The organism is Roseateles sp. YR242 (genome assembly GCF_900109745.1).
Classification (GTDB): domain Bacteria; phylum Pseudomonadota; class Gammaproteobacteria; order Burkholderiales; family Burkholderiaceae_C; genus Roseateles.
Genome location: NZ_FOAV01000022.1, coordinates 23,391 through 45,181, shown reverse-complemented (window position 1 = coordinate 45,181; position 21,791 = coordinate 23,391). Strand labels below are relative to the sequence as shown.

General features: G+C 64.1%; 19 protein-coding genes. 12 read left to right on the top strand and 7 right to left on the bottom strand.

Features of this window, described 5'->3' with window-relative positions:
- Window positions 1-289: 289 nt before the first annotated feature.
- Together BMY53_RS24470 and BMY53_RS26135 are read left to right on the top strand one after the other, a co-directional pair.
- Window positions 290-1,294, top strand: coding sequence for an alpha/beta hydrolase (locus tag BMY53_RS24470; RefSeq protein WP_092949669.1), 1,005 nt, complete (start codon window positions 290-292; stop codon window positions 1,292-1,294).
- Window positions 1,295-1,657: 363 nt separating this feature from the next.
- Complete coding sequence (locus tag BMY53_RS26135) at window positions 1,658-1,822, top strand: hypothetical protein (RefSeq protein ID WP_177201042.1); 165 nt, start codon at window positions 1,658-1,660, stop codon at window positions 1,820-1,822.
- 59 nt (window positions 1,823-1,881) lie between these two features.
- On the opposite strand, the gene BMY53_RS24460 is transcribed toward BMY53_RS26135, so the two are convergent.
- The 6 genes from BMY53_RS24460 to BMY53_RS24435 form a co-directional block, all read right to left on the bottom strand.
- The gene (locus BMY53_RS24460) at window positions 1,882-2,580 is read right to left on the bottom strand and encodes a hypothetical protein (protein WP_092949665.1); all 699 of its coding nucleotides are present in this window, start codon (window positions 2,578-2,580) and stop codon (window positions 1,882-1,884) included.
- A gap of 176 nt (window positions 2,581-2,756) precedes the next feature.
- Window positions 2,757-3,179: a MarR family winged helix-turn-helix transcriptional regulator gene (locus BMY53_RS24455; RefSeq protein WP_177201041.1), complete on the bottom strand. Its 423-nt coding sequence runs from the start codon at window positions 3,177-3,179 to the stop codon at window positions 2,757-2,759.
- A gap of 41 nt (window positions 3,180-3,220) precedes the next feature.
- Window positions 3,221-3,634: an ester cyclase gene (locus BMY53_RS24450; protein WP_092949661.1), complete on the bottom strand. Its 414-nt coding sequence runs from the start codon at window positions 3,632-3,634 to the stop codon at window positions 3,221-3,223.
- Window positions 3,635-3,770: 136 nt separating this feature from the next.
- Window positions 3,771-4,715, bottom strand: coding sequence for a hypothetical protein (locus BMY53_RS24445; protein ID WP_143074229.1), 945 nt, complete (start codon window positions 4,713-4,715; stop codon window positions 3,771-3,773).
- Between the two features lie 347 nt (window positions 4,716-5,062).
- Window positions 5,063-6,346, bottom strand: coding sequence for an AMP-binding protein (locus BMY53_RS24440; RefSeq protein ID WP_143074228.1), 1,284 nt, complete (start codon window positions 6,344-6,346; stop codon window positions 5,063-5,065).
- 311 nt (window positions 6,347-6,657) lie between these two features.
- Window positions 6,658-8,415, bottom strand: a complete 1,758-nt coding sequence (locus tag BMY53_RS24435; RefSeq protein WP_177201040.1) for a beta-1,3-glucanase family protein — start codon at window positions 8,413-8,415, stop codon at window positions 6,658-6,660.
- A gap of 335 nt (window positions 8,416-8,750) precedes the next feature.
- Here BMY53_RS24435 and BMY53_RS24430 point away from each other — a divergent pair, with 335 nt between their 5' ends.
- The 6 genes from BMY53_RS24430 to BMY53_RS24405 all read left to right on the top strand — a co-directional run bounded on the left by BMY53_RS24430 (window position 8,751) and on the right by BMY53_RS24405 (window position 17,661).
- Complete coding sequence (locus BMY53_RS24430) at window positions 8,751-9,164, top strand: hypothetical protein (protein WP_092949653.1); 414 nt, start codon at window positions 8,751-8,753, stop codon at window positions 9,162-9,164.
- A 191-nt stretch (window positions 9,165-9,355) separates the two neighbouring features.
- The gene (locus tag BMY53_RS24425; protein WP_143074227.1) at window positions 9,356-10,078 is read left to right on the top strand and encodes a hypothetical protein; all 723 of its coding nucleotides are present in this window, start codon (window positions 9,356-9,358) and stop codon (window positions 10,076-10,078) included.
- 175 nt (window positions 10,079-10,253) lie between these two features.
- The gene (locus BMY53_RS24420; protein WP_092949649.1) at window positions 10,254-11,561 is read left to right on the top strand and encodes a hypothetical protein; all 1,308 of its coding nucleotides are present in this window, start codon (window positions 10,254-10,256) and stop codon (window positions 11,559-11,561) included.
- Window positions 11,551-13,578: a CHAT domain-containing protein gene (locus BMY53_RS24415; RefSeq protein ID WP_143074226.1), complete on the top strand. Its 2,028-nt coding sequence runs from the start codon at window positions 11,551-11,553 to the stop codon at window positions 13,576-13,578. Before BMY53_RS24420 ends, BMY53_RS24415 begins: the two co-directional genes overlap by 11 nt.
- Window positions 13,565-16,027, top strand: coding sequence for a GAF domain-containing protein (locus BMY53_RS24410; protein WP_218151304.1), 2,463 nt, complete (start codon window positions 13,565-13,567; stop codon window positions 16,025-16,027). The genes BMY53_RS24415 and BMY53_RS24410 overlap by 14 nt, the downstream gene beginning before the upstream one ends.
- On the top strand, window positions 16,024-17,661 hold the full coding sequence (locus tag BMY53_RS24405; protein ID WP_092949643.1) for a CHAT domain-containing protein: 1,638 nt from the start codon (window positions 16,024-16,026) through the stop codon (window positions 17,659-17,661). The genes BMY53_RS24410 and BMY53_RS24405 overlap by 4 nt, the downstream gene beginning before the upstream one ends.
- Before the next feature lie 15 nt (window positions 17,662-17,676).
- On the opposite strand, the gene BMY53_RS24400 is transcribed toward BMY53_RS24405, so the two are convergent.
- Window positions 17,677-17,895 carry a hypothetical protein gene (locus BMY53_RS24400; RefSeq protein WP_255370366.1) on the bottom strand — a complete coding sequence of 73 codons (219 nt, stop codon included), beginning with the start codon at window positions 17,893-17,895 and terminating at the stop codon, window positions 17,677-17,679.
- A 397-nt stretch (window positions 17,896-18,292) separates the two neighbouring features.
- Between BMY53_RS24400 and BMY53_RS24395 the strand changes: the two genes are divergently transcribed.
- The 4 genes from BMY53_RS24395 (at window position 18,293) to BMY53_RS24380 (ending at window position 21,763) form a co-directional block, all read left to right on the top strand.
- The gene (locus BMY53_RS24395) at window positions 18,293-19,600 is read left to right on the top strand and encodes a choice-of-anchor K domain-containing protein (RefSeq protein ID WP_092949641.1); all 1,308 of its coding nucleotides are present in this window, start codon (window positions 18,293-18,295) and stop codon (window positions 19,598-19,600) included.
- A gap of 59 nt (window positions 19,601-19,659) precedes the next feature.
- Window positions 19,660-20,076 carry a hypothetical protein gene (locus tag BMY53_RS24390; RefSeq protein WP_143074225.1) on the top strand — a complete coding sequence of 139 codons (417 nt, stop codon included), beginning with the start codon at window positions 19,660-19,662 and terminating at the stop codon, window positions 20,074-20,076.
- Between the two features lie 6 nt (window positions 20,077-20,082).
- Entirely contained in the window at window positions 20,083-20,370 is a 288-nt protein-coding gene (locus tag BMY53_RS24385) for a VF530 family protein (RefSeq protein WP_092949637.1), read from the top strand.
- 76 nt (window positions 20,371-20,446) lie between these two features.
- Window positions 20,447-21,763 carry a response regulator c-di-GMP phosphodiesterase, NosR family gene (locus BMY53_RS24380; protein ID WP_092949635.1) on the top strand — a complete coding sequence of 439 codons (1,317 nt, stop codon included), beginning with the start codon at window positions 20,447-20,449 and terminating at the stop codon, window positions 21,761-21,763.
- Window positions 21,764-21,791: the final 28 nt, after the last annotated feature.

The window sequence follows — 21,791 nt, the reverse complement described above, 5'->3', positions numbered from 1 at the left end:
ACGACGCAACCGGCACCATCAGCTTGTCTCCCGCACCAGCGTATCGCTGGGGATGAATAGTCGTCCAGAAGGCTCCGTGCGTCCAGTCCCATGGCGAACAACTGAACCGGGAAGTTTCTTTTTAAGGCTCCTGCCGGCCTCACAAGGCTGGTTTGATGAACTTCAGAATGAAGCCATCCTTGGCCTGCCCGCCGTCTGGCGTTTCCTTGTCGCGCGGGTCCGCTGGGCCGTGCCCCAGCGTTTCAGGCGAAGATCACCCTGCGAGCCACCTCGCCCGAACTGGATCCACATGCAAAGAGACCCCCTCACCCCTTCCGGCACCGTGCACCGCCTGACGCTTGACAGCGAGGTGCTCGCCAGCAACCTTGTCGGCGCCCCGACCCGTCGAGCCATCGACGTCTACATCCCGCATGGCCACGATGGTGGCGGCCTGCCGCTGCTGGTGGATATCGTCGGCTTCACCGCTGGCGGTCCGGTTCACACCAACTGGAAGAATTTCGGCGAGAACGTGCCAGAGCGGCTGGACCGGTTGATCGCCGCCGGCGAGATGCCGCCGGTGGTCGTCGCCTTCCCGGACTGTTTCACCCGACTGGGCGGCAATCAGTATGTCAATTCGGTCGCCATGGGCCGCTGGGACGACTTCCTGTGCGCAGAGGCGGTGCCCTTCGTCGAGGCGCGCTTCGGTTGCGGCGGGGCCGGCCGGCGCGGCCTGTTCGGCAAGTCCAGTGGTGGCTATGGCGCGATGGTCCATGCGCTGCTGCACCCGGACTTCTGGGCAGCTGCGGCTGTCCATTCCGGGGACATGGGCTTTGAACTCCTCTATCGGCACGAGTTCGTGCCGGTGCTGCGGGCGCTGGCCAAGGAGCCGGACGTTGGCCGGTGGGTCGATGCCTTCTGGCGTGCGAAGAAGACCAAGGACAGTGACGTTCACATTCTGATGATGCTGGCTCAGGCTGCCAGCTTCGATCCAGACCCGAGCGCGCCCTACGGCGTTCGCCTGCCGGTGACCCTCGACACCTGCGAACTGATCCCGGAGCGCTGGGCCAACTGGCTGGCCTGGGATCCGCTGACGCTGGTCGAGTCGCATGGGCAGGGGCTGAAGGCGCTCAAGAAGCTGTACATCGACTGCGGCGATGTCGACCAGTACAACCTGGTTTATGGCGCCAGGCGGATGCACCAGCGGCTGAACGCGTTGGGCGTGGAGCACGTCTACGAGGAGTTCCCGGATGATCACACGGCGGTGGACTATCGGATGGATATCAGCTTGCCGCTGTTGGCGAAGGCCTTGGGCTGACCCCCACGGCCCCATGCGTGACGATGGATCGCGCGAGAACAGGTCCGCAAATGGATCGTCGGGGGTGAGCGGAAATGACTTCCTGAGGCGATCCAGCACGAGAGGAAGCCAGCGCTGTAGTGGTCCGGGCGTCGGCTGCACATAGGCTGCCAACTCGGTCAGGTAACTCAGCCCTTCATAGAGATCCCGAGGAAAGTCGACGCCCACTGCAAAGGAATGGCGCAACTGTGCGATGGCGCACCACAGCGGCCCTTCCACGGGACCCAACCACTCCGCCCGCGTCAGTTCGAAAAAACGGAGATAGCGAGGATCGGCAGTACCACACCAGGCCGCTTCGAGGAATTCCGTAGGTTCGTTGCGGTCGTGCAATCCATCGAAGCGCCAGACGATCCATTCGGTCAGCGCGATAGCGAGCGCCATGCGTGCACGAGGCTCAATCTCAAGCGCCGTGCCCAGGACCTGATCCGCGAGCGCATGGCCGCCAAGATCATCCGCGCCGCTCAGTGCGTCGTCCCAAGAAAATTGTAGGCGTTGAGGGTCTTCGAATCGAACCCAGGAGGGGCGTTGAATCATGGTTGGCCGGCGATTCAGGGATATGGATCGCCCGCAAACCCTAGCGCTGCCATATCGGCCGCCGATCGCAGGTAAGGATTGTTGGCGGGGGCTAGCCCTGCAAGACGTTCGTCCCGGCTCGGCTCCGTCAGTTCCTGGGCCGTGGGAGGTGATTTGTCTCGGGACTTGTGATCCACGTCGTCCGCTCGGCGTGCCGACGAGGCCATTTTCTTACGCAGTAAATCCGCCAGCCACGGCCCAAATGCGGGGTCGCGGCCACAGATGTGCTCGGCCATCAGAATCATGCCCAGCGCCACTTGTCGGAGCTTGGCGGTTCTGCCTTGCGCCAGATAGCCGATATACCCCGTCAGGCTGCGACGAAGGCGCCATTCCGGCAAGTTCCAGATGTCATCCGGTCCCACTTCGACCGGGGCGATCTCGCCCACCCGGCAATATCGGATGTCCACCGTCGCCGCCCAGGCGGCTTCAAGGCGTAGGCGGCCATCCTCGGCGGGCATGTTCTTCTGAACGCGAGCGAGGCACCATTCAGCTGCCCCAAGATAGAGGTCCGCCGCACCGTAGATATTCAGAGATTCCAGGGCCTGCGCGAGGCGCGGATTATTCTCTTCAGTGGCTGCCACAAAGGTATTGCCGATCAGGGTGTCCCATTCGTAATCGACAGGAAGCGAGCCAACTCGCGAAGCGTCGGCATTTGAGATGGTCTTGAACGTCATGGCCTATCCTAAACGGCACGCTCATCGGCCCGGCGTCGGGCCTCCATTACGACCGTTGCCCAGGTCGAGAAGGCTGTCGACGCCGGCCACGACCACATGACGGGCATGGCGCGAGGCAATAAGAGCCGCGGCGCGTTGGAGTGCATGCGCAGCTCCCATCGCATCAGCGGCAGCAGTCACGTCGGCGGAGGCGTTCCCGACGCCGCAATCACACGTTTGAGCAGCGACAGCGCCTCGGCCAAGGCGTCCTGCTCCGCCGGCGAAAGCGTTGTGCGAATCGCCTGTGCCAACCAGGCGGCGCGCTTTCGCTGGCCATCCAGGGCCGCCTCCCGCCCCTGTGCCGTCAGTTCCACGAGCTGTCCACGACCATCGGCCGGATCGCTTTTGCGTTCCACCAGCCCGGAGGCTTCGAGCCGCGCCACCACCAGCCGCATGGTTTGGTGCGTCACACCGCGGCTCTCCGCCAGCCTGGACACACTGACGGGGCCGCTGCGATGCAAGTGGGACAGCGCCTCACTCTGGGCATTGCTCTGTGTGTCCGTGCGCTCTCGTACCGAGCGGACCAACTGACCCACCAGGTCACGCAAGGATTCTGCCAATTCGTCTTCGGGCGTGGCTCCCCCTGGTTCCGTCCTGGGCGTCATGCCGTACGGAGCTGGGCAACAGCAGCCGCCAGTGTATTGAGGCCCCAATGCTCGACGTAGCGTCCGTTTCGAACTGTGACGATGTCGATCACTTCGATAGCTACCGGCTTGTTGGTGGGCTCGATGTCCATGAGCGTGCCCGTATGGGTGCCGCTGACAGTCTTGCGGGTGGTGACCTTTTCTCCCTCGCAGACCTGCTCGTGAATCGTGACGGTCAGATCGCTGAGGGCCGGGCGGAGAACCTGGTCAAAGGTCTTCCATAGGCCTTCTCCACCACGCGGCACACCGGGCGGCGCCGACCAATTGACGAACGCCGGATCCATGAGCTCTTCGAACGAGGCGCGTTGCCCATTCTGGATGACTTCGAGGTTGAAACGTTGAACGACCTGTTTGGGCGATGCTGCGCTCATGACTTCTCCGGTAATTGCGGCCTGCACTCAGACACAGGCCGTATTTATACAGCCTAGCTGTATAAATGCAAGTTTCCGGTGGGTGAAGATCGCGAACCTCAGCGCGCCGTCTGCCATCCGAAGCCACGGCGCCAGCTCACCCCCTGGTCGCCACCCTGTCGGCACGGCCCGCCGTCGCGGAACCCGCCGCTCCAGCGGCCGGCGCGGGTTCAAGCTTGTCGATGGCCGCCATCATTCGCTCCAGCCCCTTCTTGACCTGCCCGACCGCCACCGGATCGTCCCCAAGGACACGTTCGGTGTGGTCTGGCGCCACGTCCAGTAGTTTCACCTGACCGTCCTTTCCGACATACAGATCCAGTTCGCCCACGTGCTCGCATAGGTCCTCGGCCTTCCCATGCAGCGATTTGAGATTCGCTCTCAGGGCGCCCAGATCGACGTCGCCGGCTTTTAGCTCGTTGACCAGCTTTTGCGCCAGCTCGTCGCCCCCGAATGGCCCGCCCAGGCGCTTCGGCTTGCCGTTGGCCACGCTGTCCACCTTCTCCATCCAGAAGCCTGACGAAGCCACCGGCACATTTCCGGAGCCCGTGCTGATCGATGTCGGCGGCGGTCCGTCAATGATCTTGGCGACTGGAAATCCCAGAGCGGCCAGCTTCTTGATCGTGTCGCTTTCCCGTGTCATGACGGCCGAGTCGGTGGAGGCGTGAGGCTGCAGCCAGCCGACCGACGAGCCCTCCGGGCAGACCCAGAGCTTTTCACTCCCACCAACTTTCTTGTCCACCGACAGCGCCGTGGGACCCTTGATGCTGCTGGCAGAGACCTGCGACGACGCGGCCTGCGCCTGCGCCGGGGCCACGGATGGCACCTCGCTGTGCACCGTTGGCTCTGCCGCCTGCTCCGAAGTTGGCCGCGTTGCCGAGGAGGCCGATGGCTGTGCCGCCAGGTGGACCTCCGGCTGTGACGTTGCGGTTGCCGTTGCCATTACCTGGGCCGTCGGCCGCGGCGATTGCTGAGTGACCGGCGTCGACGTGAGTCTCCCAGGCGTCAGCAACGCGGAAGAATTCCTCCCCAGCGTGGTCTGCAAGGATTGCCTCGGCCGCGGGCTTGCGCTCGTGGTCGACGTGGCGGATGTTCCACCCACGCCACCGCCAAACCGTTCGATCAAGGCTGAAACACCACCAGGGCGCTTTGCCGGTTGTGGCAAGTCCGACGTGACATTCGTATGGCCAGCATCCTCTTGCGCAGGTCGGAGGGACGGCGTGGCAGCTGCGGGAACCTTTGACGATTGCATGACCTGAATCTCCTTCGAGTATTCGGGTCAGGGTAGAAGTTGGCGATCGGCCGGCCTTCATGGCATGCGAAGGTGTTCGCCGCCATGCGAAAGATGCAGCCCGGCTTTGGGAGGTTGACTTCAGCGCACCAAAGATGCCGTCATGATGGCGACGACCGTTCACGTCGCAGGCTTGAGGCGCTGCCAAGACAAACCAGCGCCCCATCCGCATCAATGAACCCCATGTCCCCCGTCCGATAAACGGGCTCCGGGTCATCCACCCGAAACGGGTTGGCAATGAACGGCGACTGCAGTTCCAGGGTCGACCCATCGCCGACACCGCGCAGGTAACCATGCGCGGGATACGCATGCCGGATGAGAATCTCACCGGATTCCATCGCGTCACACGGCCGCCCTTCTTTCACCACAACCGCCCTGCTCTGCCCCGTCGGCCGACCGACCGGCACCGGTGCATCAGGCATGGCCCCTGGCTCCGGCCGAGCGAGGAAATGCAATTGGGTCAACGTGGTCTCCGGCGGTCCGTACAGGTGGTACACCTGCCCATCCGACGCGATGGCCGCCTGGATACGTTGCACGTCCCGCCAGAACAGTCGTTCCCGGGGCAGCATGACGAAGCGGACGGACGGTAGCCGCGTTTCGGCATCAAACAACTGCCGCGCCATGGAGACGCTCAGATGCAGCACGTGGATACCGTGCGAGTGGATCCACTGCCGCATCAACGCCGGATCAGTCGGCGTGGCGTGGTCCTCCGGCACATGCAATTCATGGCCTGCCACCAATGGGGTATAGATATCCCGCAGAAATAGATCCACATGGGTCGGCTTGAGCAGCGCGAACCGGAGGCCACTTTCGCCGGCAAACAAGCGGGCATAGGCCGCCGTGTCGTCCTCCACCGATTGCCAACTGCCCAGGATCAGCCGCCGCTGCCCGGATGCCTCGTCGACGGTGGGCACCAGATAACCCGGCAGCGGTGCATTTCGCGCTCTCAGGATCACCCCGTGCGGCTGATAGCAACGCTGGGTTTCATGGCAAGCCAGCAGGTCCGCCACGAATCCCGCGGAGGGATGCTCGGGAAAGTGCACCAGCGCGCCTCGCGGCAGCAACGACAAGTGCACTTTCCGATCATTCACCCGCCGGCGCAGGGCCGCCGCATCCAATTGCTGTTTGCCAAAGACCAACGTGCCATTCAACGACAGCTCCGCGCCCGTCGCATTGGATCGCGACTCACCAGTAAATCCACCCCATGCGGCACCGGGCTGCTCAGTGGGTGCACGGCTCATCCCAGGCATGACAGCACCTGTGCCAAGGCCTGAGAGCGCGTCCGAGAGGATGGGCTTGGCGAGTACCTGGCTGACATGAACTCCCTTTGTCGGGTGACTGCGCACCCTTTGGATGGCCGGAGTTATAGCGAAAACCGATGACACTCGGATTGCAGGAAAGCCCTAATGCAGGCAAATGGCTGCCTCAGCGATGAAAGCAGGGAGGCGGTGATCGAGGTGGCAGCCTGCCGGCCGAACTGGACGCACCTCTGAGAACGGCAGCGGTAGGCATCGGCCTTGTTCCGGGGGATTATTCGCGTGCGTCGGGTTTTCAAGGCTAGCCTTGGGGGCCTCTGAGTAGGTCTTGCGATCCCGCGGGCATTACAGTTGTGTAGAGGCTCCCGGGGGTTGACGATCGCTCTCAGCGTTCGGCTTCAAGACGAGGGGCCGCCCCCCGGCGGCCCCTGCTGCTCGGCTTACCAGCCGACCGTGATGAACATCCCGCGCGGCGTCGGATGCTCCAGCAACGTGCTCTGGCTGCGCACGTCGTCATAGCAGAAGCCGTAGGCCAGACCGTCGATGCTGTGGTCGTGCCAGAACTTCGAGTAGTAGTTGGCCGGGCCGGCGCCGTAGTACGTCGATGCCGTACTCCATTGCGACGGGTCCACGCGCATCAGCAGATGGCGATTGAAGGCAGCCGTGATCTGCGCCTGCACCACCTTTTCGTCGGCACTGCCGCTGGCCAGGCGGCCTGACCCTTCCAGGATTTCCTGCGTGGTGGGTTTGCCGCGGATATACAGGTTTTGCGGGCCACCGTTCTTCGAGAATACGAAGTCATTGCCAATCACGCGGCCCCGGAAGGTGCCGGCTTCGGCGGTGAACACCAGATCGGTCGTGGCGTAGTTGGCCCAGACCTGGTCCACATAGGCCGCGAAGTAGTTGCCATAGGCCTGGCCCTGGTTGAACACCGACTTGGCGGGCGCCACGATCCGGTACGGGCGCTGCACCAGTGATCGGAATTCGGGCTGCGCCATCGCTTCAAAGTCCGCAAAGATCTTCGCGCGGGAGGTGTTCTCGCCCAGCGTGCGGTCATAGCCGTCGCGACCCAGCAGACGGGTCTGCAACGGGAAGCCGAACTGGTCCACCCGGGTGGTGTTGCCGTGATAGCCCCATTGGTCGACCGTGAACTCAATCCATTCGAAGTTGACGTCCTGGTTCGGGTCGCTCGTGTTGTTCATGTCCGGGCCGGCAAAGCCCAGACGGCCATCCCCAGCCTGGTTGATCTTGATGAACATCGGCGAACCCAAGCTGATGAACATGCGGCCGGAATCGATCCGGGGGATCGACACCCAGGGCATCTCGTTCAGCTTGTAGAAGTAGTTCGAATAGTTCTGGCCGTTCTTGGTCAGGTGGTTCGCGCCGTCGTTGTGGGCCAGGGAGGCAGGCACCAGACGGCCGGTGTTGTCGACATACGAAAGCACCTTGGTCACGGGGTCGTAGCCGATGATCGACCAGTAGACCTGTTGGTCTTGCCAGGCGCCGTTGGTGCCGTTGACCAACTTCAGCGTCATCACGCCGCTGCCCTCGGGCAGGTCGACGGCACTGCCGGTCTGGCGAATGCGGAACGATGAGACCAGGTCGTTGAAGCTGCTGTTGTTGCCCAGGTTGGGCGCATCAGCGGTCAGCGTGATGGTGCGGCCGCCGTAGTTGATGTCGTCGAACAGCTGAAGGGATGTGCCGCTGCGGATCTTGACCGACGAGATGCGGTCATTCCAGGCGGAGCCCACCCAACTGCTGTCGGCGTCTGCGCAGAACGAGGCGCCCAGGTAATTGGCGTTCTCGTAAAAGCACACCGCGCCCGAGGTGGCGGGCGGCGGCGTGGCTGTGCCGCCAATGGTCGCGCTGAAGCGCGGCGTGTCGTAGGCCGGGTTGCCGTTGTTGTAGGTGAAGAAGTAGCTCAACGTGTTGCCGCTGGCCACACCCGTGACGGGCGTCTCGTAGCGGGCATTTGCCGCGTTGTAGCCCATGCGCAAGTTCTGCTGCGGGCCGCTGTTGACCTGGTAATGCGCGTCCACCCAGGTGGTGGCGACGGTCGACTTGAACCAGATGACGGCCGTGCTGCCGCTGCTGGTCACGCCCTGCGTGTAGTCGGCGGCCAAGGCCGCAGAGGCCAGGCCCACCAGCGTGACGATGGCCATCAGCCATCGAAGGAGAGTTCTCGAGAATCTGGACATGACGTTCCTCGGGTGATGTTCCGGCCCTGTACCGAAATTGGCGCGATTCTGTGGATATTTCCGGTTTGTTGCAGACCAGTGTGAAACCAGTTGCATACCTGAGGCGGCGGTGCCGGAGAGGCGGAGAGGCTGAGCGCAGGCGCTGCTCAGCGGGCGGCCAGGGAGCGTCTTTGGATGCTTCAAGGACAGTGCCATCCATCGCGATGGGGCCCCCGGGCGAGCTCACCGAGGCAACATCTGGTTGCCAGCGCTTGCGGGGTGGAACAGGGGTGGATCACCCTGCCCTTCGGTGTCGTCCCCTGCTCATGCGACAGGGGATGTCGTAGCATGCCGCGATGTCCACGCAGACCCAATTGATCCTTTTCCAGCTGTCCATTCAGAGCAGCTACCTGAACAACACTGAGGCGCCGGCCACCGATGAGGTGTTCGACACCATTCAGTTTTTCGCCGCTGACGGCAAGGCCTGGCGTATCAAGACCTATGCCACGGATGAGGATGTCCACATCTGGGAGCTGGGCGTGGACGCCGTCGAGGACCTGGTAGAGCTGGCGGTGGGCCAGACCGAAGCGAACTACGGCGATGTGCTGGAGGCAGGCTACGTGATGTCTTCAGAGACTGGTCTGGACGGGATCCGTGCCGAGCTCGACGCCCGAGAGCTGCCGGTCAATCTGAAGGAGACGCCGTTTGGCGCCGTGTTCTGGGTAGCGCCCGGGACGCAGTACCGGACGAAATCCCGGCCGACGGAGTAGCGGCCAGCCCGATTGTCGAGGCCGCCCCTGCATGCGTTCCTTGGTTGCGCTGCCAAATGACAGCTGGAAATTTTCCTGGGTAACGGTCCCACGGAAGACAGGAAGAAGCAGAAGGCGCCCTGCAAGCAGGTTAATCATAGAAAGAACACGACCTCCCAAAAATGGAGGAATAAGCTTTGGGAGAAACATGCATGAATCATCGCCCACCCCCTCATATCGTCGAAGCCGGCGTGGTTTTCACCAAGCCGGAATATCACTGGGACAATGAGACTGACGACGAAGTGCTGTTCCAGCAGCCCCGGATTGCCAACCGAATTGGCGACATGTCCAACCGTGCCGCACTCGCCTTTTCGCTGGGTGCCATCGAGTGGACGTTTTATCGCCTTCACAAAATGCTGCCGGATGACAGCGTCTTTCAGTTCCTTGATGCGGCCTGGGCTGGTATTGTTGATTGGCGCTACTTGGATGCGTTCATTGATAGGCCATGGGAAGAGGACTATGACCGAAATATCGGCAGCCCGCTTGCCGCCTCGGTCTATTTTCTGGAAGAAGCATTTTCTCACGCCAGAAATACGAAACCATTCATCCATCAGCCCGTCACCATCTCGGAGGTAGCGCTGCGGGTCTGCGGGGCGCCTGATGCGTTTAAATCCTGGCGCCGCCAGACCATCGAGCGGCTTATTGAATTGTGTCCCAAGGATCGGTCTGCGCGGATGGGGCGCCCGTTGCCCCGGGAAATCGTCAACCCAGGCTATATCAGTACGCCTACACAAGATGATGAAAATATTGCCGCTTATCTCGCCTCTCTGGACTGGAAGAACAATCCCTACCTCGGTAAGCCGGAAGAAATGAAGGCGGCGGGATTCGAAGGTGAACCGTATTGCTGGCCTGCGGGCGGTGCGTCAACGTCATGACCCTTCCTATTCCTACGTACGTCCAAATCGACGGCATTCGCAGAGGCAACTTCACCCGCTCCCTGCGCTCCATCCCGCCCCCCTAGAACCGCAGCCCCTCCTCATCACTCCATGGGATGTGCACCGCACCCCCAAGTGATCAGACTGCGTGGCCCTGCCATGCAAGGGAGGTCCGATGTCCGCCACGCCGTCCGATGCTCACGGTTCGCCCCCGCTCGCCGATCCGTTCTCTCTCTTCCTCACTGCCCACGCCGGCTCCAATGGCAGCCGCATCGCCCAAAAGCGCTTCAATGCGGGGGAGCATGCCTGGCTGGGCGGCTGCGGGGCGGCCGCAGCCGTCGAGCGCCTGGCGCGCCAGGGTGTCGCCGTGGATGCCGAGCTGTTCAAGTCCATTCCCCGCAAGGATGAACGCGAGTCCTTGCAGTACGGCGAACTGGTGGCCTTGTCCGGAGACTTCTATGAGTCGCCCGAAGCGCTCTTCGAGGAAAGACCGTCCCGCCTCCCCTGGCTGTGGGAGAGCAATGACCTGTCAGATATCCGTCGCCTCTTTGCCGAGGAGCTCCACTGGATCGACCAGCGTCTCGACGGCGTGGGCGAGTACGCTACGCCCTACCCCGACGCCAACATCCGCCTGGCCTGGAACGCCAAGTCCTACGTCGAGCTGGCCCTGCGCAACGTCGATCATTTCGGCTGGCACAACCAGCTGGCGTACGTGCGCCACCACCGCACTGCGCTGGAACTCGCCCTACGCGCCAAGGGCCCGGACGACCCCTGGCTGCGGCAAGCCCTCTACACCAATGCCTTTGCCGACCACTTCCTGACTGACGGCTTTGCCGCCGGGCACATTCGCGTGCCGCGCCAGGAGATCTGCGACTGGGCCGACCGCCAAGGGCTGAATGACCGCGTGGCCGGCGCTTTATCCAAGGTGCTGCACGACCAGGACGGGCATGCCGACCTTCAGTCGCTGCACGGGATCAGCGAGCCACACGAACAGGGCGTCTCGCATCGCCACGGGCTGGGGCTGCCCGTCGTGAATGCGGCCGATGAGCGCTGGGAAACCTTTTGCGACGGCCAACTGTTTTTGAACCGTTCTACGCAGGACCCGGCCGTAGAGCAAGCCGTCGAAGCCGTCGCCGACTCGGTAGAGGAGTTGTTGATGGCCTGGCGCCACCAGCAGTTGCCGGACGGTTGTTATCGCGCCACCGCGCGGGTACCGTGGCCCGACCCAGGTGCGCCAACACTCGTTCAGAAGTTCTCCGCCACCATGGCGAAAGACGATCTGGATCGCCTCTGGGACAGCATTGCCTGGTACGGCCGCGTCCCGTGGCTCTCCGGCCTCAAGCGGGACCACCTGCGCCAGCTGTTCGCCGCGCTGCCGGATCTGATGAGCACCTTCCGCAGCCACATCGAAGCGCAATCCGGATCCACCGATGCCCAACGCCTGGACCCACGTTATGTGGAGGGCATGCGGCATGTGGCCTGACCCGATCCAACGCTTGGCGCCCCTTCAGCCCGAGTCGCTGCTGAGCCTGGATCGAAACTTCTTTGTCATTGAGTTGGCCGAGAACGATGGCTTGACGCATGCCGGCGCACTGGCGCTCATGGATGCGCAGCCGTCCGCGGCCTGGTTCCTGCTGCGCTGGTGGCACCAAGGGGCGCTTCAACAGGCAGCCTTGCGCCGAAACGACCTTCGCACCTTCCTGGGCGACAACAAGCAGCGTGCGGACCGTCGGCTCCTTCCGCGCCTGGGTGTCTTGCCGCCGCCAGTGGCGCCGGTGCACGATCTCCAACGCTACGAGGCCGCCGGCGACGTCGGCGCCGTGGTGGTGGACGAGGACGGTGTGCCGATGGGGGTGACCACCACTCGCCGCCCCACCACCCGGGGTGGACGGTTGACGCTGCCGGATCGCTACCTGCCGGATCGCTACCTGGCGGACGACGCCCTGCTGGACGCTGCGTTGGACATGGATGAAGCGCCGCCCGTGGCGCCGCATCGGCTGGACGCCTCCATCCCCGCCCAGGTCCGTGTCGGGGATACGGTCACACTGGTGATTGCACTGGACCGCCTGGAGCGCGCTCAGGCCACCATCGGCGACATCGATCTGCACCCGGGCGAGCCCCTCGAAATCACGGTTCAGGGCGATGCCCGCCTGCAGCCGGTGAACGGAAATTCCGTCCCGCTGGGCGTGCCGGCCACGGAAACCTTCCGGGCGGTCAGCTTTGACTTCCGGACGCTGGAAGTCGGCCCGGCCCGAATCAAGGCGTTTGCGTTCCGCAACGGCATCTCGGTGGCCCGCATGGTGCTGGGCGTCAATGTGGTGCTGCCCTACGAGGCGTCCCCGCCGAATCAGGTCCAGATTCAGGAAGTCCTGCCCCTGCCCGCGCCCAGCGTCGATCCTCAGCCGGATCTGCGCCTGCTGGTGATGGAATCCGCCACGGGGTTGCGCTTCCAGTTGCGCACCGCCGGTGGCGGCGTGGAGGACTTCCCCGCAGTGGCCCTCCACGACCTCCCCACCCGCATGCGCGAGTTCGTGGGTGCGATCGAGGGTCTGACCATCGGCAAGCAGGAAGCTGCGGAAAAGGCCTTGCGGCAACTTCAGAGCTGGGGGGCGGACCTCTTCAGCCGACTGATCCCGGAGCCCCTTCAGGCACTGCTCTGGAAGCATCAAGGTACCGGAACGCTCACCCTCCAGGTCTGTTCGGATGATGGCTGGATCCCCTGGGAAGCCTGTCGCCTGGTCCGGGAAGACGCCAACGGCCGCACGGTCGAAGGCCCCTTCCTGGCCGAGGCCTTCGCCATGACCCGATGGCTGCACGGTGGTCCCGCGCCGAGCACCTTCCGCCTCTCCCGTTGTGCGTTGGTGGTGCCGAGCGACAGCAGGCTGGACACCGCCAGCCGGGAACGCGACTACTACCTCGCACTGGCGAAAAACGGCCGTCTGGTGACCGAGGTCACCCCGCGATACCTGCCGCTGACCCGTGCGCTGGAATCGGGTGCCTTCGACGCCTGGCACTTCTGCGGACACGCCAATGCGGGCGCGCTGCAACAGGGCGACCGGGCCGCCTTGCGCCTGGAGGGCAACGAAACCATGACGGCGAGCCTGTTCGCCGGCACGGTGGAAAACGCCCTGCTTCCACGCCCCTTCATCTTCTTCAACGCCTGCCAAAGCGCGCTGGGTGGCGCGGGGCTCACTGGCGTGGGCGGCTGGGCCCATCGGTTCATCCGTCCCAACCGCGAGCGCCACGGCGCGGCGGTGTTCATTGGCACGTATTGGTCGGTGTATGACGAGGCGGCACACGCCTTCGCCACCGCCCTGTATGACGGACTCCAGCTCGGGTTGCCGATCGGCGCGGCAGCCCTCCAGGCTCGGCGCCAGGCACGCGATCAGCGTACCGGGGGGCGGCCGGGCGATCCCCTGAGCTGGCTGGCCTACACGGTCTACGCCGATCCCCTGGCTCGACTGGAGGTCCACCATGAAGTTACCGATGCCGGATCCTGACCTGGCGTTCAGCCGTTCCGCAGACATGCACCCGCCGCCCATGACCCTGGGCTTTGCGCAGCCGCGCCTTCGCGACGACCTGCTTGCGGATCTGTCGCCCCCACGAGCCCCTCGCCTGCGCATGGATCTGCCTCTGTCCGCCATGGACCAGGTGCCCCTGGGCATCGCGCGGGTGGATCGCCTGGGGCGGCTGACCTACGCCAACCGAACGATGTTGGCGATTTCGGGGCTGGACGACTGGGAGGGCGTCACCGTGGTGGATCTCTTTGACGGTGCGGATCTGGACGCCGTGCTGGACGGCCTGCGCCGACGCATCGAGCTGCGGGAGGGCGATGAATACGAGGTCGAACTCAAACGCCAGCGCGACAACGCCCGCGTGCCGATCTCCATCACGGCTTTCCCCGAAACGGCCGATGATGGCGAAGTCCAGGGCACCCTGGCACTGGTGCGCGATCTCACGCTGGACAAGGCCACCCAGCAGATGGTCACCCATGTGGAAAACATCTCCCGCACCAAGGACCTCATCGATGCAGTCTCTGCGGTCCTGCAGCCGCTGGTCGCCTTCGACCTGCTCCAGGTGCTGCGGCTCAACAAGTCACGCACCCACTTGCGCACCATCTATCCGGACTGCATCACCGAGCAACGCAGCTATCGCTGGTGGCACATCCCACACGCCATGCGTCATCTGCTGGAGAGCAGAGCACCGCTGGTGATCAATGATCTGCCGGCCTGGTATGCGGAGCAGCGCCGCCAGGGGCTGCCGCCGGACGAAGCCATCCAGCAATTCCTGGATCAGGGCTACACGGGGACGCTGAGCCTGCCGGTGTTCCATGACAACGGCCAGGTGGCGAGTGTGGTGCTGTGCCGCAAGAACTGGGCGCCCTTCGATCGGCGAGAGGTGAACATCGCCGAGCGCCTGCCGCTGACCGAGGCGGTCAGCGTCGCCCAACGCAACGACACCGAAAGCGACCTCAACTTCCTGATCCATCTCATCCACGACATCGCCGGCGCCTACGACACCGTGCAGCGCGTGGCTCAAACGGTGGTGAAGCGCATCGCCGAGCACTATGGCTGGGACTATGTCTCCATTCACCGGGTGGATGAATCCCAGGGCAAGATCCGCATGATTGCCCAGACCGCCAAGACCCCGGGGCTGATGTCGGAGCTGTTCGAGGTCGACATCGGCCGCGGCGTCATCGGCAGCGTCCACAAGACGCGCAAGCCCGCCCTTATCACCGATGTCGCCACCGATCCGACCTACAAGGACATCTTTCTCACCCATCGCAAGACCGTCACCCGGTCTGAGCTCTGCGTGCCGATCGGCGAGGACGCTCACTGGCTGCTGAACGTCGAGGACGAGAAGATGCAGGCCTTCTGTCCGGAGGACCAGCACAGCCTGGAGAAAGTGGCCACCTCGCTGGAGGCCCTGCTCCGCCGCACGCAGGACTACAACTACCGCAAGGCGGTGGTCGACAACGCCAAGGACGCCATCCTTCTTGTTGATCCGGGCAACATCATTGTGGATGCCAATGAGGCCGCCGCCGAGCTGTTGCGCAAGAAGAAAACGGACCTGATCGGCAGCCCCATCGGCGCCTACTTCCACGACGCGAAGCGCGCCGCGGTGGTGCTGGAGGGCGATGCCTTCGTCAACCACGGTGCGCTCATGCAGCGGCCTGGCTCAGACGGTGCCCTGGAAGCCGTCCAGGTGCTGCTGTCGGTGGCCATGCTGCCGGAGGACAACCCCGGACGGGTATTCATCGCCAGCGACCTTTCCAGCTTCGTGCGGGCGGACGAACTGGAGCTGGCGCGTGACCTCTTCCGCGAGATCAGCGGCCAGGTCAAGACACCGATGTCGCTGGCCATCACCTGGTTGCGACGCTTCGCGCAGCAGACCGCTTCCACCAGCCAGGACCTGCCGGAGAAGGTCATCCAGCAGCTGCAGAAGGCAGAACTGTCGCTGGACCGGATGCTGATGATCGAACGAGGCGGTCGGGCGGGCCCGCACTTCCCGACGCTGCTCCCCCTGGACGAGGTCATCACCCAATCCCTGAGCGACCTGCCCGAGCGGGAACGTCAGGCGGTGAACCAGGTCAGTGAGGCGCCACAGGGTTGGGTGCGAGCGGATGCCTTTGAACTCCGGTATTGCGTACTCACCGTGGTGGCCTATCTCTTGCGGCTGGCGGCCACCGCTCGACACATTGACATGCGTACCTGGCAGGACAGCGATCGGGTTCATCTGGACATCGGCGGCCAGACCGACGCGCTCGGCGCGGCGGACTTCGAGACCAATTGCCGGGGAAGCCAGGCGGTGGCTGAACTCGCGCTGGGCAGCCAGACACTCGCCGAGATCGTGTCACGCAATGGCGGTCGATTCGAGGCGCAGCGCGATGGTGACCACGCGACCTTCTCCTTCTCCTTTCCACGCTCACTTTCCGGGGAGGCACCATGAGCCTGCTCATCGTTCATCGCAATGACTACCTGACCGAGGAGCTGGAAGCCTGGGCCATTGGCATGGTGCCGGCCCACTTCCTGCCGGCGCGCGTCTGTCACGACATGGAGACGGCGCGCACCGCTTTGGCTGCAGCAGAACCGCCGGACATGCTGGTGGTGGAAAGCGACCTTCCCGGCGGCGGCCCCCATGCCGGCCTGACCCTGACCACAGAAATGCGCGCCCGCTGGACGGATGGCAGGCCCGTGCCGGTCCTGCTGGTCGCCGCCGCCGCCGACCATGCGCTGAGGCAGGCGGCGCTGGAGCTGCCTGTCTGCTCGCTGATCCATACCAGCGGGGACCTGGAACGGGATTACCAATATGCCCTGCGATGCCTGGTCAATGAAGTCGAGGGCAAGGCCACACCGCTGACCGAGCGGCCACCGTGCTATTACATCAACGTGCAGGTGGATGCCAGTGGCAATTGCGGCTATCAGGTGCGATCGGTCAGGACCGCCGTGGATCTGAACAGCAACGTCCGCTTCAGCGTCGAGCCTGCGCGCCTGAAAAACCTGCTCGCCCGCATGCCGACGATCAGTGATGGTGTGCAGCCCTCCCTGAAGGAATGGATAGACACCTATCGCAGCGTGGGTGAGGAGCTGACGCGCGCCCTGTTTCGCGAGCATGCCGAGGTGCTCGAAGAGTTCACGGTGATGAAGGGCGTGACTTTGGCCAGCCCCGGTATTCGTGTCGGACTGTGTTTCTCCGTGGACCGTAGCTTCTATCGGCTGCCGTTCGAGGCCTTGCAGTTCCCGGCGCGCGGCATCAGCAAGTATTGGATGGAATCAGCGCCGCTGTGGCGGCGGCTGCCGGAGTTCAGCTTCAGTGGCCAGAGGCTGTTTGCTGAAAGCAGTGTCCCGAATGCCCCCCTGAACTGCCTGCTGATCAATGCACGTTGTGGCGGAGCGGCCGACATGCCCAACCCGATCCCAGGAGGAACGGGGCGTCTTCATCGCACACTGGATCCGCTTGTGCATGCGGACAAGGAAATCGACAGCATCACGACCTCCATCGTGCAGGCCATTCCTCGGCGGGTCGGTCGCCTGGTGTCCATTTCCATGGATCAGGGGGTGGTCCGAACGGTGACCTACCACCATGACGCCAAACGAATCGAGGCGACCCATGCGGGCCACTTCGAAGCCGTGCTGGAGCGTCTGCTCACGCAGGAGGGGCCCTGGGACCTGGTTCATTTCACGGGCCACTCGCATTTCGAGGGCACGGAAGAGGATGGTTTCGGCTATGTCTTTGTGCCACGCAAGGCGGCCACTCGCGGCGCCATGCCCAGCCCGCATGCGGTGGGCATCAACAAGATGGCTGCGTGGCTCAACGGGGTGCGGTTTGTCTTCCTCAGCGGCTGCTCCAGCTCCCACCGGGACTTCGTGGTTCAGCTGTGTGCCCGCAATGTGCCGGCGCTCTCCGGTTATCCCTGGCCAGTGATGGAAAACGTGGCCTGGGAGCACTCGGCGCACTTTTATCGCCGGCTGCTGGACTCCTGCTCGATTGAAGAGGCCCTGCAGAAGAGCTGGATGGACATGTATGCCGATCACCAGGAAAACTGGGCCTGGGCATCGTCGCAGTTTGTGATCCAGGGGTAATGATGCAGAGGCCCCTCAAGGTCCACGCCGCAGCACCACACGCGGCGCTGCAAAGTCCCGCCCCACCAGCGCCCGCGCGAGCAGGTAGTTGTGCCTGGCCTTGTCGGTCAGGTCATTCAGGTCCACGGTGCCATTCGGATCGCAAGGAAAAACGAAATTGGCACCCTGATGAAGGGTCACGAACAACAACTCGTAAGTCACCGTTCCGTCCGGCCCCTGAGTGATTTCGTTCACGTCATCACCATCCTGGCGCGCCCATGCGTCGCGATCGTTTCGGTGGTCTCGGACGGGAGGTGGGCGTGGGTGTCAGACATGGTGGTTCCCTGAACGGAACGCAAGATCGAGGCCGCAACACGGCGCACGCCGTGTAAAGACCGCCGTGCTTGGCGTCATGGCGAGCAAGAGCCGCTCACGCGGTTCGGCCTGGCGGTGAGCAGGCCTGCTCATCGGTAATCGCCGCCGATATCCAGCACCTGTAGAGAGAACTTCCCGATGCCAGGCGCCCGGGGCCGCTATCGAGGCCAAGTTAGGGGGAGGTGCCACCCACTGCCACTTAAACCGGCGACCCCGCCGTTGACACCGCCGGACCGCGCCGATTAACTGCCTGAGCGATATGCAACAGGAGTGACTCATGTGGAACTGCGTCAACCGATCAGGATGGCGACAAGGGTGGAATGGCCTGCTTCTGCTGGTCTTCGCCCTGCCCGCCAGCGCCGCCGACTACGCGCTGTCGCCAGACGGCAATACGGTGGTGCGGGTGGTGCCGCAGACCACGATCAGCAGCGCAAGCTTCAACACCGCGCTGCTCACCGGCGAGTACCCCGGCTGGACGGTGAGCCTGGCCAACGCGGCCGGCGGCGTGGTCACCCCGGGCACGTACACGGCTGGTTGGCAAGGTGGCGGCGGCGGTGCGATGTTCACCGCCAGCTACAGCCAGACCAATGCCGTGGCCGCGGGCCATCAACTCCATTGGGTGCAGGTGATCGATACCAACCAGCCTGCGGGCGGGACGTCCACGCCTTACATCGACCCGCGCCCCAATGACGACACCCTGCCGTTCTACTGGACCACGGCCGAAGTGGCCGGCAAGTCCACCAGCAAGACGGTCTCGTTCAGCGATTTCTCCCGGCGCCCGCCCACCGCGCTCTCCAGCGTCAACCCCGTGACCTGGAATGCCAGCCTCTATGCGGTGGAGTACGACGGCAACAACAGCATCACCGTCCACGACGGCGTCAGCTGGGGCTGGAACATGAAACCAGCCACTGTCGGAAACTCGGGCGGCGTCTTCGCGTCCCCTTCCCCGACCTGCCCACCCGCGACCTGCTCGGGCATTGGCACCTCGGCCGTCTCCTGGGGGTTGGGGGATCCCGGCTCGTTGAGCTTTGCGGCGACTGCGTTCGCGCCGGTGGTCGGTGATCTGTTCAAGGTGGGCACGCTCACCTATCACAACGGCGCCACCCAGGTCGGCAGCGCCGTTGATGCACTGGGGCTGGACATTGCGCTCAACTTCACCAATGTGACCGAGGCCAACCTCACCTACCACTCGCAGCTGTCCATCACCAACACGCCCAACACCGACGACCCGGTGGCCAGTGCCGACTTCGTCCGCTTCACCAACGGCGCGTTCAGCAACACGTTCAACGTGGTGGAAGGCGGTACGGCCACCGCAGATCTGATGGCCCGCCTGACGCCGGTGCTGGGCGTCACCCCGGCGCTGGTGGGCGGTGGCGACAAGGACCCGAATACTATGCCGGGCCTGGCTGTGCTGGGTTTCGAGCTGGAGCTGATCGGCTTTGCCAATGCGACTGCCGGAGGGTTTGTCACCTCCGTCATCCCCGAACCCGCCACGATGGTGCTGTGGATGGCGGGCCTGTTCGGCCTGGGTCTTGCACAGCGTCGCCGTGGCCGACCCGCTGCTGGTGCAGGTGCGGGCGTTTGACGTCTGTGGTCAACGTTCGTGGCTAATTTTGGTGGCTTATGTTCGTGGATAACGGCTTCATGCTCGCGCTGACGATGCTGGCCTCAGCGCTGCTGAGCCCGGCGGCGCCACCGGGCTGCCTGTGTTTTGCACATGCAGGCGTGCAGGACAAGCCCATGCCCGACTTCTGCCTGGCGCTGCCCGATTGCCATGACTGCGGGGCCACCGGGCGCGAGGTGCTGGTGGTGCAAGCACCCGAGTGGTCAGTGGTACGAGCAAGTGTTCGCGCTGAGGCGCCGCCCGGCTTCGGGGCGGCACAAGGCGACTATCAGGCCCTGTCGCCCGACGGCTCACCGGCCGGCGTCGTCGAGGCCAAAACGATGCGCAGCCTGGTCGACCACCTCGTCATTGCCGCCGAGCGCCAGCGGCAAGCGCCTGCGGAACTGCTGCTGCGTTTGCAAGCCCGCTTGCGGCCGCCTGAGGGAAGCGGCCGATAATGCCGCATGTCCGATCGTCCCTCTGCCCCTCCCCCCGCTGCGCCTCCTGCTTCAGCGCCTCCCACTCAGCCGCGCAACCTCCTGCACGGCGTACGGTTGGAAGACATGCTGAATGCCCTGGTGGCCACCTATGGCTGGCCTGGCTTGGCAGACCGCATCCCCGTACGCTGTTTCGCCAGCGACCCCAGCATCTCATCCAGCCTCAAATTCCTGCGCAAGACCCCGTGGGCAAGAGAAAAGGTCGAGGGGCTCTATCTCTTCATGCTGCGCGACCAACGCCGCCAGTCGCGCTGAATATCGGCTTCTTTACATCCGTCCGTCACAGAGGTAGCGTAGCCAGCACTGACCTGCTTCCCAACGCCACCTCTCCATGACAGCGGAAACAGACCACCCGACCGTTCTTTTCGTCGACGACGAGCCCTCCATCCTCAGTTCACTGCGGCGGCTGGTTCATCCTCAAGGTTATCGGGTGTTGCTGGCCACCAGCGGCGCCGAGGCCCTGCAACAGCTGGCACAGGAGCCGGTGGACCTGGTGGTTTCCGACATGCGCATGCCCGAAATGGACGGCGCGGAATTCCTGGAGCAGGTCCGCACGCGATGGCCCCTGGTGGGCCGCATCCTGTTGACCGGCTATGCAGACATCCAGGCCACGGTCGCTGCCGTCAACCGGGGGCAGATTCAGCGCCACATTGCCAAGCCCTGGGACGACCAGGAACTGCTCACAGCCATTGACGATGCACTCGCGCGCCGTCGCCTCGAGCTTGAGAACCGCGCCCTGTTGAGCCTGACAACATCCCAGAACGAGGAACTGCAGCGGCTCAACACCGACCTCTCCAGCCGGGTTCTGGAACGCACGCGCGAGCTGGAGCAGAGCAACGCCAAACTGGCCCAGTCCGTCCAACAGGTGAAGGACAACTTCCTGTTGTCGATCCAGGTGTTCTCCGGCTTGCTGGAACTCCGCGAGGGCGGGCTCGCGGGCTACTCCCGCCAGGTGGCTGATCTGGCGCGGCGCACGGTGCGCCGGCTCGGGCTCGGCCCCCAGCAGGAAGAAGACGTGCACAGCGCCGGCCTGCTGCACGAGATCGGCAAGATCGGCTTCCCGGATTCGTTGCTGCGCAAGCCCGCCTCGCTGATGAATGCCGACGAGACGTCCCGCTACCGTCGCCACACACTGAATGCGGAGGCGGCCTTGCTACCGCTGGCGCAGTTGCAGGATGTGGCCCGCCTGGTGCGCAGCCAGCATGAACGGCTGGACGGCAAGGGCTTCCCCGATGGACTGATCGGCAACGCCATTCCGCTGGCGGCACAGGCGCTGAGCATCTCCAGTGACTATCACGCGGCCCTGTCCGGCCGGCTGTCCGAAGAGGCCCACTCTCTCGTGCAGGCGCTGACCCTCGTACGCGGTGGCGCAGGCACCCGGTATGACTCGGACGTGGTGAAGGCGTTCCTGCTGGCGCTGGAAGACAAGCCCGAAGACGTGCCGCGGGACCAGCAGGTCAGCCCGGCCGGCGTCGAACCCGGCATGGTGCTGGCGCGAGACCTGCTGACGCCCAAGGGCACGCTCCTGCTCGCCGCTGGTTTCGTCTTCGACGCGCGGATGGTCAAGCAGATCCGCGAGTTCGCCGGGCGCGAGGGCGCCAGGATGACCATCTTCATCGTTCGACCCGAAGACAAAGCACGCACTTGACCCACCCGGGGTGGCAGCACCCCGACAA